The organism is Arthrobacter agilis (assembly GCF_006494655.1).
Lineage (GTDB): Bacteria > Actinomycetota > Actinomycetes > Actinomycetales > Micrococcaceae > Arthrobacter_D > Arthrobacter_D agilis.
Genome location: NZ_VHIM01000006.1, coordinates 47,132 through 58,275, shown reverse-complemented (window position 1 = coordinate 58,275; position 11,144 = coordinate 47,132). Strand labels below are relative to the sequence as shown.

Sequence of the window (11,144 nt, the reverse complement as noted above, 5' to 3'; positions counted from 1 at the left end):
GTCCTCGTGACCGGGGGAGGCTCCGGCCTCGGTGCGGCGATCGTGCAGGGCGTGATCGCGGCGGGTGGGACTCCCGTGGTCCTGGACCGGGACATCAGCCGGGTCACCGGGGTCAAGGCGTTCGAAGTGGACGTCTCCGATCGCGAGGCCGTCGAGCAGGCGGTGCGTGAAGCCGCCGAGACCATGGACGGACTCGATGCCGTCGTGACAGCGGCGGGGATCGACCGCTGCGGTGCCCTCGACACCGTTCCCGCAGACCAGTGGGAGAAGGTGATCGGCGTGAACCTCATGGGGACGGCATCCACCGCCCGCGCGGCGCTGCCGTACCTGAAGGAGACACACGGCCGCGTGGTCACCATCGCGTCCACACTCGGCATCAAGGCTGTGGGCGACGCGACGGCCTACTGCGCGTCGAAGTTCGGCGTCATGGGCTTCTCGCAGGCCCTGGCCGCGGAGACCGCAGGTCAGATCGGCGTGACCACGATCATTCCCGGCGGCATGAAGACCCGGTTCTTCGACGATCGCGACGAGCAGTACAAGCCGCAGGACGACTCACGGCTGAACGATCCCGAGCGCGTGGCCGAGGCCATCCTCTTCGCGCTCTCGCAACCGAAGAGCTGCGAGATCCGCGAGATGGTCATCGCCCACGCAGAAGAAGGCTCGTGGCCCTGAGTTCGGCCACATCCGCATAGACGGCCTCGGGCTGGACGGTCGCGACGAACGAGTCATCGTGTTCGCATCGCTGCGCCGTCCAGCCCACCTGCGTCACGTCGACCCCGCACACGGGGCACTGCGAGATCCACGAGAAGTGCACGCGGTGGAGGGAGCGACCGATGGCTCCCGCGTTGATCACGTTCCCGATCCAGTACACGCCGATGGTCGGCGTGCCGACGGCCTGCGCGAGATGTCGGGGGCCGCTGTCATTGCCCACCATTACGGCGCTGCGGTCGAGGATGCCTGCGAGGTCGCCCAGACTGAGCTGGCCGGCCAGGGACCGCACGTCCGCGGACGGACTCGTGGCCCGGGCGATCCGCACGATCTCCTCCGCCGCGGCGGCGTCACCTGCATCGCCGACCACCACCACCTCGCAGCCGTCGGCCGCCGCCCGCACCGCGATCTCGGCGAATGACGCCGCCGGCCACCTCCGGCGCGCATCTGTGGCTCCCGGGTGCAGGGCCAGCACGGGGCCGGTGCCCGTGAGCTCAGCGGCCCGGGCGGCCTCGGCCGGCGTGACCGCCACGCGCGGCTCCAGGTCCACCGGCACGGCACCGGCCAGGCCCACGACCTCGAGCGCGCGGAAGACCTCGTGCTGGTAGTAGACGTACGGGATGGTGCGCTCCAGCCCGGGGGCGTCCGGCGTCCGCGTGCCGATCGTGTGGCGGGCGCCGAGGCGGAGCAGGAAAGGATTGGAGTTCCGGCCGCCGCCGTGCAGTTGCACCGCGAGGTCGAAGGAGCCGGCAAGGCCTTCGAAGAAGGCATCGACGGCGTCCGCGTCAGCCGTGCCGTCCACGGCGCCACCAGGACGCACGCCGGGGGAGTACGGAAGCTCGACGACCCTGGAGACGGGCCCCGGCCTGCCCTCGAGGAGGGCGGCGTGCCCCGGCATGCCGAGAAGGGTGATGTCCGCCCCGGGATAGCGTGCCTTCAGTGCCGCGATCGCAGGCAGGGCGAACATGAGATCACCCAGGCCGCCGCCCCGCAGCACGGCGATCCGCCGAACATCCTCGAACGGGGGGAGGACGGGGCCGACGGATCGCGTCGTGTCCCGCTGCCCGCCGAAATCCGCCGTCGTGTCTCCGTGCGCCATCAAGGTCTTCCCCGTTCCTGTTCGTGTCCACCGGCTCCGACCAACTCCGATCGGTGCGGCCGGCTCCGACCGGCTCCGCTCGTCCATCCCTACACAGCGCTGCTGCTGCTGTCCATGGGTTTTCGCCGTCGCCGGGCCGGCCGCGCATGTCCTCCCGCCACCATATGCTAAGCGTGCTGATGACTGCGTGGGAGTGACGCAGAAATCAGCCGGTGCCCTGTGTGAAGCCGCTGGAGCGGGGTACGGAACCAGCACACCACCCCGTAGGTCACACTCAAGGAGCGCAATGTCCATCCAGTCCCAGGCACTCTCCCTGCTTGATGCGCAGGACGACGCGTCCATCACCATCCACAGTCCTCTCGACGGCGAGGAGGTCGGAACACTCCCGGGCACCTCGCGCGAGCAGATCGGCCTCGCGGTGTCCCTGGCCCGCGCTGTCCAGCCCGAATGGGCCGCCACGAGCCCTGCCGACCGCGGAGCCGCGCTCCGCCGGGCGGCAGCGGCACTGCGGTCCGGGGCGGAGGAGCTCGCGGCTCTGAACACGCGGGAGACGGGCAAACCGGCCGCTGACTCGCTCGGCGGGATCGAGGCGGCAATCTCCACGCTCGAGCAGTACGCGGAACTCGGGCCCGTGCATCGCGGACTCAGCCTGCGGGGCGCCGTCACGGCCACCGACTACACCGTCGCGGAGCCGCGCGGCGTCGCCGTCCTCCTCACGCCCTGGAACGATCCCGTGGCGGTCGCCGCCGGCCTGATCGGCGCCGCCCTCGTCACCGGCAACACCGTGATCCACAAGCCGAGCGAGCGCTGCCCGCATGTGGGCGAGATGCTCGGGCGGCTCCTGCAGCCCGCCTTTCCGGACGGCGTCCTCACCACGCTCACCGGGGGCGCGGAGGTGGGCCAGCTGCTCACCATGGAGACCGACGTCGACGTGTTCGCCCACGTGGGCTCCAGCGCCACCGGCGAGCGCATCGCCCGGGCCGCCTCCCTGACGGGTGCCTATGTGATCCGTGAGAACGGCGGCAACGATCCCCTCGTGGTCGACGCCGACGTGGACCCGGCGTGGGCTGCCGCGCAGGCGGCGCTCGGCGCGTTCGCCAATGCCGGGCAGATCTGCACGTCTGTGGAGCGGATCTACGTCCACCGGGACGTCGCGGAGCCGTTCCTCGCCGCACTGACCGAGGAGGCGCAGGCATGGACCGGGAGCAGCGGCTTCCCACCCCTCGTGGACCGGCGCATGCGCGATGCGGTGGAGGCGCAGGTCGGGGAGGCACTCCACCTCGGCGCCCGCTGCCTCGCCGGGGGTACGGTGCCGGACGGCCCCGGAGCCCACTACCCGGCGACGGTCCTCACCGACTGCACCGGGGCCATGACGATCATGACGGAGGAGACGTTCGGGCCCGTGGCACCCGTGACCGTGGTCGATTCCTTCGACGACGGCCTGCGCCTCGCGGCCTCCGGCCCCTACGGGCTCGCGGCGACCGTCCTGACCGGCTCGATCGCCCACGCCCAGCGAGCCATTGCAGCCCTGGCGGTCGGCACGGTGAAGATCAATGCCGTGTTCGGCGGAGCGCCCGGCGGATCGGCGCAGCCCCGCGGGATCAGCGGGGCGGGGTTCGGCTACGGGCCGGAACTGCTCGACGAATTCTCACTCGTGAAGGTGGTCCACATCAGCTCGCCCCCGCAGGGTGACGCGTGATGGCCGCCCGCCCCGAGTCGCACTCCGGGTCAGGCACGGACGCGGCCGGGGCAACCGGCGGCGCCGGTGCCGGTGAGTTGGCAGGGGTACGGGGGCTCGCCGCGTGGGTCCCGGCCGCCATCGCCGACCACGCACCCCGCATCACCGTGGTGGGGGATGCCATGCTGGACGGATGGTGGACGGGGACCATCGAGCGTTTCTGCCGTGAGGCACCCGCACCCGTCGTCGACATCACGCGCCGCGACTACGCGGCCGGCGGCGCCGCCAATACCGCGATGAACCTCGCCGCCCTCGGTGCCCGGGTCCGGATCTGCGGCCTGATCGGGAATGACGACGCCGGTCACCGCCTGCGCGCGATCCTCGACGGTGCCGGAGTGGACACCACGGACCTCTGCCAGGACGAGCGCGTGGGCACGACCACGAAGTACCGGATCCTCGGGGGCGACCAGGTGATGCTGCGCATCGACGACACGCATGACGGTCTTCCCGCAGACGCGATCCGTTCCCTCGCCGACCGCGTCCCGGGTGCGGTCGCCGGAGCCGACGCCGTCGTCGTGTGCGACTACGGGTCCGGTGCCCTCGGTCCGGAGGTCCGTGCCGCCCTCGCTCCGGAGTCCGGTATCGATCCCGACATCCTGATCGTCGTGGACGCCCACGACACCGCCGCGTGGGCTGAGATCTGCCCCGACATCGTGACACCCAATGCGGCGGAGGCCGCGCAGGTGCTGGCGCTGCGGCTCGACCCGCGCTCCGACCGGGTGGCCGTGGTGACCGAGCGGCGGAGCGAACTGCTCGCCGCGACCAACGCCGCCGCGGTCGTGGTGACCCTGGACCGCGACGGCACGGTGCTCCTCACCGGCAACGGCGGGCACCGTACCTGGGCCAAGCCCGCGACCGAGAAGCAGGCCTCCGGGGCGGGAGACACCTTCGTCGCGAGCCTCACCGCCGCGCGGGCGGCCGGGCTGCCGCTCACCACGAGCCTCGACCTCGCCCAGGCCGCCGCGGACGTCGTCGTGCACCGACCCGGCACCTCCGTCTGCACGACGGCGGACCTCGCGGAGCATCTCCAGCAGTTCGCGGACACCGCCCTCGCCACGGCCGACCTCCTGCGGCGGGTCGAGGAGGACCGTTCCGCGGGCCGACGCATCGTCCTCACCAACGGGTGCTTCGACGTCCTGCACCGCGGCCATACGCGCTACCTGAACCAGGCCAAGCAGCTCGGCGATGTGCTCGTGGTCGCGCTCAACGACGACGCCGGCGTGCGGCGGCTCAAGGGCCCCGACCGGCCCATCAACCCGATCGCGGACCGGGCCGGGATCATCGCCTCCCTGAGCTGCGTGGACTACGTGACGGTGTTCTCCACGGACACCCTGGTACCGCTGATCGAGCTGCTGAAGCCCGACGTCTACGCGAAGGGCGGAGACTACACGGCCCAGATGCTCGAGGAGACACCGGCCGTCGAGGCGTGCGGCGGCCGCGTCCGTATCCTCGACTACGTGCCTGAGCGCTCCACAGCGGCCGTGGTGCGGCGGATCCGGTCGACGCGCCTCGCGGGTGATGTGCCATGACATCGCGCTGGTCGGGGGAGTGGGCGCTCGAATCTCCCGGGGACGAGCCCCTGATCGACGTCCTCATCCCGTCCTTCGGCCGGCCGGCCGAGCTCGCGGTGACCCTCTCCGGGCTGGCCGCGCAGGAGTCCGTGTCGTTCCGAGTCGTCGTGAGCGACCAGACCGAAGGTGAGCCGGCGTCCTTCTCGCAACCCGCGGTCCGCGCCATGGTGCGCGTGCTCGAGGCACAGGGGCGTTCGGTGCAGCTCGAGCGGCACCTGCCCCGCAGGGGACTGGCAGAGCACAGGAACTATCTCCTGAGCCTCGCCCGCGCACCACAGGTGCTCTTCCTGGACAACGACGTCTGGCTCGAGCCCGGATCGCTGGACCGCATGAGCCGGGCGCTGCGCACGGCGCACTGCGGTTTCGTCGGGTCCGCGGTGCAGGGGCTGTCCTACCTCGGCGACCACCGGCCGCACGAGCGCACGGAGCTCGAGCTGTGGCCCGGCAATCAGGTCCTCCCCGAGAGGATCCGGCCGGACACCCGCGAGTTCGACCGGTGGCCGCTCCACAACGCGGCCAACCTCGCGCACGCAGCCGCCGAGTTGGGGGTTCCCCCCGGTGGCTACCAGCTCTACCGCGTGGCGTGGGTCGGCGGATGTGTCCTCTTCGACCGCCTGGCCCTCGTCGAAACCGGCGGGTTCGACTTCTGGGACCGGTTGCCTCCCGACCACGCGGGGGAGGACGTGGCGGCCCAGTGGCGCGTCATGGAGCGGTACGGCGGGGCGGGCATCCTCCCGTCCGGCGCGGTGCACCTCGAGGCGCCCACCACGGTGGTCAACCGTGACACAGACGCTGCCCACGTGATTCTGGGCCAGTGACGGCGCTCCCGGACCGGGAACGCCACCTGCAGGAGACGGACAACCACTACGAAGGAGCACGACATGGCAGATCCGAGCCCGATCGACATCCAGAAGGCCCTGGGCGGCATGGACTACCCGGCGTCGAAGGAGGACCTCGTCCGGCACGCCGAGGGGAAGAGCGCCGAGGATTCGGTCCTCGAGACTCTGAAGAACCTCCCGGACCGTGAATACGACTCCCCGACCGACGTGAACAAGGAAGCGTCGAAGTAGCATCCGAGTGACAGCACGGCGGTGCCCCACGGGGTGCCGCCGTGCCGGTCCGGCTCCGGAAGGACCGCATGAAGCAGGACACGACATCGCCTCCGGGGGAGAACGGCGCGGCGGAGGATGAGCAGTCGTCGGGCGGCGAACGGCCGCTGACGGTCATCATCGCGTTCGTCGCGAATCTCCTGGTGGCCGGGGCCAAGACCGTCGCCGCGCTCATCACGGGCTCGGCCTCCATGACAGCCGAGGCCGCGCACTCCTGGGCGGACACCGGCAACCAGATCTTCCTGCTGATCGCCGAGCGCAAGTCACGGCGCCGGAGGGACCGCACGCACCCCATGGGCTACGGACGGGAAGCCTACGTCTGGTCCATGTTCGCCGCGTTCGGGCTGTTCACCGCCGGCGCGGTGGTCTCGATCACCCACGGAATCCAGCAATTGCTCGCGCCCGAACCGGCCAGCGACTACGGCATCGCCTACGCCGTCCTCGGGGTCGCCTTCGTCCTCGAGGGGATCTCGTTCACGCAGGCGTTCCGGCAGGCGCGGGCCGCGGGGCGCGAGCGCGGCACGACGACCCTGGAGAGCGTGTCGACGACATCGAACCCCACCCTCCGCGCGGTGTTCGCGGAGGACGCCGCCGCCCTCATCGGACTGCTGATCGCCTTTGTCGGGATCTTCCTGCACCAGGTCACCGGATCGCCCCTGCCGGACGCCGTCGGCTCCATCCTCGTCGGGATCCTGCTCGGGGTGATCGCCGTGATCCTCATCGAGCGGAACCGGCGCTTCCTCGTGGGTCAGGCCGTGTCACCCGAACTCCTCGCCGCCGTGGCGAAGCGGCTGAACGGCCACGCCGCCATCGAACGCATCACCTACCTGCACCTCGAGTACGTCGGACCCGAACGGCTCTATCTCGTCGCCGCGGTGGACCTCAAGGGCGACCGCAGGGAACACGAGGTCGCCGTCGCGCTCCGCGCCGTCGAGCGTGACATCGAGGAGCACGAGCGCATCGAGGAAGCAGTCCTGACGCTCTCCACCCCCGACGAACCCACACTGACCGTCGGAGAGTGAGCCTGGGTTGCAGTGACCTGTGTGCCGGTGATCCGGACGCCGGTGATCTGGACGCCCGTACCTAGACGCCGGTGGCCTGGCCCGGCGTGTCCACGGGTGCAGCGGTCGGTGCGCTGTGTGCGGCAGGTTCCTCCGCCGCCGCACCCGGGGCGCCCGCGATGTTCACCATCCAGGTGATGCCGAAGCGGTCCACGCACATGCCGAAGCTGTCGCCCCAGGGAGAGACCTCGAGCGGCACCAGCACACTCCCCGACCCGGAGAGTGCCTCCCAGTAGCCCCGCAGCTCCGCCTCGCTATCGCCGCTGATCGACAGTGAATGGCCGGCCGGAGGGCGGTACTCCATGCTGTTGGGTGTATCGGCCGCCATCAGCACCTGACCGGACGGCGTGGTCAGCATCGAATGCATGATCTTGTCCTGCTCGGCGGGGTCCTCGCTCACCTGGTACTCGGCGAAGGTGCTGCGCTGCATCTCCCCGCCGAACACCGAATGGTAGAAGTCCATCGCCTCGGCCGCGGTATCGCGGAAGCTGAGATAGGTGTTGATGGTTGCCGCCATGGGTCCGCTCCTGTCGTCGGCCCCTGCCCGCGCGGCCGTGGGGCATCGATGGAAGAAGTATGCGCCGGAGGAAGCACCCGGGGAAGGGACCGACGCCCGTCAGGACGCTGTCGGCTCGGGTCGCGACCCGAGAGCCCCCGCGACGGTCTTCTCGAGCGCGGCGACCGTGGCATCGGGAAGCACGATCAGGCCGTCGAGTTCCCGCCGCGCACGCCGGTAGGCCGTCTGCCGCTCCGCCTCGGTGGCGGCCTCGTCCACGGCCACCGTGACGAGCGTGCGTGCCGTCGCCAGGCGCCGGCGTTCCTCGGGGGTGAAGCCGCCGGCCCGGACCCGCCGTGCCTCGGTCTCGGCGACCTGGAAGGCCACGTCGTAGGTTGTCACCGCCGAGCGGTAGGCGGCGAGGTCCTCGGCCGACGCTCCCTCGCGGTCCTGCGGTCGCAGGGCATCGGCCTCCCGCTTCGCGCGGAGGAAGGCCACGGTCAGTGGCTCCCGGACGTCCGTCATGGTGGGGTAGTCGATGAGTTTCGAGGCGTCGAGCTCATACGTCAGCCACTTCCCATCAACCTCGTCGTGCATCCGCTCGATGTGGCGGAGATCACGCTCGCGGGCCGGTTTCCGTGCCTCGCCGTCGACGGCGGTGGCACCCTTGCCGGGCACGGCGTCGAGAGCGGGGTGCTTCAGGCGGTACAACTCAACCTTGCGCCGGTGCCGGCGTTCGCTCGCCTCGGACCAGGACGAGCCCCACATGGCGAAGACGCCCGAGAGCGGGAAGATCAGCCACCAGTAGTTCCCGGCGAAGGACAGGATCTCATTCACTCGTCCATGGTAGGCCCCGGGTAGAACGAAACCCCGCCCTCCAGGCGGCGAGACCTGGCGGACGGGGTAACGAAGTGCACCCCTCGGGACTTGAACCCGAAACCCATTGATTAAGAGTCAATTGCTCTGCCAATTGAGCTAGAGGTGCGTGGCGTTTTCCCTGACGATTTCCACCGATCGGGTCATCCGCAACAGCATGAAACTCTACCAGCATCCGGGCGGAATCATGAAACCGCCCCTGTCCCTGGTCCTGTCCCTGCCATCGGTCCCCGCCCCGATCACTGGTCCTGTGCCACGCCGACCCGCAGGATCCGGGCGCCGTCGGGCTCGTTGGTGGCCACCAGGAGGGCGCCGTCGGCCGCCGCGACGTCGCGCAGGCGCCCGTACCGGCCGTCGAAGTAGCTCACCGGTTCGCCGGCCGTGCCGCCGGACACCGGGACCTGCCACAGCCGCTGTCCGCGCAGCCCCCCGATATACGCCACATCGTCGATGATCGCCATGCCGCTCGGGGAGGACGACGCCGTCGTGGGCCACACCACCTGTGCGTCCACGAAGCGCTCGTCGCCAGGAGCCCCCGTGACCTCCGGCCAGCCGTAGTTCGCTCCGGCGCGGACGAGGTTCAGTTCGTCGTCGACCTCGGGCCCGAACTCCGTGGCCCAGAGCCGTCCGGCGGAGTCCCACGCGAGGCCCTGAACGTTCCGGTGCCCGAGGCTGTACAGCGGCGAGCCCGCCACGGGGTTGTCCTCGGGTATGCCGCCCTCGGCGGTGACGCGCAGGATCTTCCCGCCCAGGCTGTCGGGATCCTGTGCCGAGTCCTCGACGGCGGCGTCGCCGGTACCGATGTACAGGTGGCCGTCCGGTCCGAACGCGATCCGCCCGCCGTTGTGGCGGCCCGCGCTCGGTATGCCTGTGAGGATGGGCTCGGGCACGCCGAGGGTGCCGTCCTCGATCGGCATCCTGACCACCCGGTTGTCCTCGGGGGACGTGTAGTAGGCGTACAGCGCGGCGGGACCGGGCCCGGCCGGGACTGCGAGTCCCAGGAGGCCGCCCTCTCCGCCCGCGGCAACGGCGTCGGGGATGCTGCCCATGACGTCCCTCGTCCCACCGCTGATGCGGCTGATCTCGCCCGTCTCGCGGTCCGAGACCAGCAGCACGCCGTCGTCGAGGACCACCACCGACCACGGGAGTCCGAGGCCGGTGGCTACATCCCCCTCGTAGGCGGGCGTCGGGCGGCCCGCGTCGGCTACTTCGCCGGTGGTCGATGCGCCGGTCCCTCCCGATGCCCCGGCATAGGCTGGCTCGGACTCGTCCGGTGCGGCGGTGCAGGCGGTCGCCGCCATCAGGGCGCACGCTGCCGGGACCGTGCGGAGGAGCAGTCGGGCGGGCCGGGCAGGCCGTGGGGCTGGGTGCGACATGCCCCGACAGTAGGGTGCCGTTCCCGGGGTGTCCATCCATGCACGGTCTCCGTGCGGTCGCCGGCGCGTGAAGGCTCCGGCGCTAGGCTGGCGCCATGACGACTCCCGCCGGAACCTCTGCCACGCCCACGATCCGCACGGTCAGCGTCCCGACCGCCGACCTGCGGGAGGCCCTCGCCGATGCCTCGCCGGACGTCGACGTGGTGCTGTGGGACTTCCGCAGCCCGCCCGAGGGCTGCGACCCGGGGCGGCTGGACGCGGCCGTGCTCCCGTACACGGGACGTGCCCACCTCGACGGTGCCCTCGATGCCGCGACCAATCTCCGACTCGTGCACACCCAGTCCACCGGCTTCGACGGCATCGCCGATCTCGTGGGCCCGGACGTCGCCATCGCGACGGCGTCGGGCGTCCACGCCGCCGCCACGGCGGAACTCGCCGTCGGGCTCGCGCTCGCATCCCTGCGCGGGATCGACGACGCCGTCCGGCAGCAGGCCGAGGGAGTGTGGCGCAGCGAGAGGTATCCGGGCCTCGCGGACCGGCGCGTCCTGCTGGTCGGCGTCGGCGGGATCGGTGAGGAGATCCGACGCCGGCTCGTCACCTTCGAGGCCGAGGTCACGAGGGTCGGCAGTGCAGCGCGCGAGGACGACCTGGGACAGGTCCACGGCAGCGACGAGCTGGTGCGGCTCGCTCCGGACCACGACGTCGTCATCGTCATCACGCCCCTCACGGACGCGACCCGCGGCCTGATCGGCAGCGAGGTCCTCGCCGCACTACCCGACGGCGCGCTGGTGGTGAACGTGGCACGCGGTGTCGTGGTGGACACCGAGGCGCTGACCGCCGAGGTGCTCTCGGGGCGGCTGAAGGCTGCGCTCGACGTCGTCGACCCCGAGCCCCTGCCCGAGGGTCATCCGCTGTGGAGTGCGCCCGGCGCCATCATCACGCCGCACGTGGGTGGCAACACCGGCGCGTTCCCGCCGCGCATCCTCGCACTGCTCCGGAAACAGATCGCGCTGCTCGGCAAGGGGGAGAAGCCCCTCAACCTCGTCCGCACCGGATCCTGGACCGGGTAGGCAGGAGCTGCGGCGGGTCGGGCGGAGGACAGGGAGCGGT

At 71.1% G+C, this 11,144-nt stretch carries 11 protein-coding genes and 1 tRNA gene; 7 read left to right on the top strand and 5 right to left on the bottom strand.

The features are described 5' to 3' along the window. Positions 1 to 6: 6 nt before the first annotated feature. Positions 7 to 672 (top strand): SDR family oxidoreductase, encoded by a 666-nt coding sequence (locus FJV46_RS10435; protein WP_232008690.1) that lies wholly within the window; start codon positions 7 to 9, stop codon positions 670 to 672. On the opposite strand, the gene FJV46_RS10430 is transcribed toward FJV46_RS10435, so the two are convergent. Further along, the gene (locus FJV46_RS10430; protein WP_087027492.1) at positions 638 to 1,807 is read right to left on the bottom strand and encodes a glycosyltransferase family 9 protein; all 1,170 of its coding nucleotides are present in this window, start codon (positions 1,805 to 1,807) and stop codon (positions 638 to 640) included. The two genes, FJV46_RS10435 and FJV46_RS10430, sit on opposite strands and share 35 nt — an antisense overlap. Positions 1,808 to 2,093: 286 nt before the next feature. Between FJV46_RS10430 and FJV46_RS10425 the strand changes: the two genes are divergently transcribed. The 5 genes from FJV46_RS10425 to FJV46_RS10405 all read left to right on the top strand — a co-directional run bounded on the left by FJV46_RS10425 (position 2,094) and on the right by FJV46_RS10405 (position 7,247). Next, complete coding sequence (locus tag FJV46_RS10425; protein ID WP_087027494.1) at positions 2,094 to 3,506, top strand: aldehyde dehydrogenase family protein; 1,413 nt, start codon at positions 2,094 to 2,096, stop codon at positions 3,504 to 3,506. Continuing rightward, positions 3,506 to 5,074, top strand: a complete 1,569-nt coding sequence (locus FJV46_RS10420; RefSeq protein WP_087027602.1) for a PfkB family carbohydrate kinase — start codon at positions 3,506 to 3,508, stop codon at positions 5,072 to 5,074. Before FJV46_RS10425 ends, FJV46_RS10420 begins: the two co-directional genes overlap by 1 nt. After that, complete coding sequence (locus FJV46_RS10415) at positions 5,071 to 5,934, top strand: glycosyltransferase family 2 protein (protein ID WP_087027496.1); 864 nt, start codon at positions 5,071 to 5,073, stop codon at positions 5,932 to 5,934. Before FJV46_RS10420 ends, FJV46_RS10415 begins: the two co-directional genes overlap by 4 nt. 63 nt (positions 5,935 to 5,997) lie before the next feature. After that, the gene (locus FJV46_RS10410) at positions 5,998 to 6,186 is read left to right on the top strand and encodes a DUF2795 domain-containing protein (protein ID WP_087027498.1); all 189 of its coding nucleotides are present in this window, start codon (positions 5,998 to 6,000) and stop codon (positions 6,184 to 6,186) included. A gap of 68 nt (positions 6,187 to 6,254) precedes the next feature. Continuing rightward, complete coding sequence (locus FJV46_RS10405; RefSeq protein ID WP_087027500.1) at positions 6,255 to 7,247, top strand: cation diffusion facilitator family transporter; 993 nt, start codon at positions 6,255 to 6,257, stop codon at positions 7,245 to 7,247. 61 nt (positions 7,248 to 7,308) lie between these two features. Here FJV46_RS10405 and FJV46_RS10400 read toward each other — a convergent pair whose 3' ends face one another. The 4 genes from FJV46_RS10400 to FJV46_RS10385 form a co-directional block, all read right to left on the bottom strand. Then, on the bottom strand, positions 7,309 to 7,803 hold the full coding sequence (locus FJV46_RS10400) for a VOC family protein (protein ID WP_087027502.1): 495 nt from the start codon (positions 7,801 to 7,803) through the stop codon (positions 7,309 to 7,311). A 99-nt stretch (positions 7,804 to 7,902) separates the two neighbouring features. Next, entirely contained in the window at positions 7,903 to 8,619 is a 717-nt protein-coding gene (locus tag FJV46_RS10395) for a hypothetical protein (RefSeq protein WP_087027504.1), read from the bottom strand. A gap of 75 nt (positions 8,620 to 8,694) precedes the next feature. After that, positions 8,695 to 8,767: transfer RNA gene (locus tag FJV46_RS10390), tRNA-Lys, on the bottom strand. 130 nt (positions 8,768 to 8,897) lie between these two features. After that, positions 8,898 to 10,034: a PQQ-dependent sugar dehydrogenase gene (locus FJV46_RS10385; protein ID WP_232008402.1), complete on the bottom strand. Its 1,137-nt coding sequence runs from the start codon at positions 10,032 to 10,034 to the stop codon at positions 8,898 to 8,900. 95 nt (positions 10,035 to 10,129) lie between these two features. Here FJV46_RS10385 and FJV46_RS10380 point away from each other — a divergent pair, with 95 nt between their 5' ends. Then, positions 10,130 to 11,104 (top strand): 2-hydroxyacid dehydrogenase, encoded by a 975-nt coding sequence (locus FJV46_RS10380; protein WP_087027506.1) that lies wholly within the window; start codon positions 10,130 to 10,132, stop codon positions 11,102 to 11,104. The last annotated feature ends 40 nt before the right edge of the window (positions 11,105 to 11,144 follow it).

Bases quoted from the DNA above. Each gene is read 5' to 3' on its own strand.
- FJV46_RS10430 (WP_087027492.1), bottom strand. From the start codon at position 1,807: ATGGCGCACGGAGACACGACGGCGGATTTCGGCGGGCAGCGGGACACG.
- FJV46_RS10425 (WP_087027494.1), top strand. From the start codon at position 2,094: ATGTCCATCCAGTCCCAGGCACTCTCCCTGCTTGATGCGCAGGACGAC.
- FJV46_RS10420 (WP_087027602.1), top strand. From the start codon at position 3,506: ATGGCCGCCCGCCCCGAGTCGCACTCCGGGTCAGGCACGGACGCGGCC.
- FJV46_RS10415 (WP_087027496.1), top strand. From the start codon at position 5,071: ATGACATCGCGCTGGTCGGGGGAGTGGGCGCTCGAATCTCCCGGGGAC.
- FJV46_RS10410 (WP_087027498.1), top strand. From the start codon at position 5,998: ATGGCAGATCCGAGCCCGATCGACATCCAGAAGGCCCTGGGCGGCATG.
- FJV46_RS10405 (WP_087027500.1), top strand. From the start codon at position 6,255: ATGAAGCAGGACACGACATCGCCTCCGGGGGAGAACGGCGCGGCGGAG.
- FJV46_RS10400 (WP_087027502.1), bottom strand. From the start codon at position 7,803: ATGGCGGCAACCATCAACACCTATCTCAGCTTCCGCGATACCGCGGCC.
- FJV46_RS10385 (WP_232008402.1), bottom strand. From the start codon at position 10,034: ATGTCGCACCCAGCCCCACGGCCTGCCCGGCCCGCCCGACTGCTCCTC.
- FJV46_RS10380 (WP_087027506.1), top strand. From the start codon at position 10,130: ATGACGACTCCCGCCGGAACCTCTGCCACGCCCACGATCCGCACGGTC.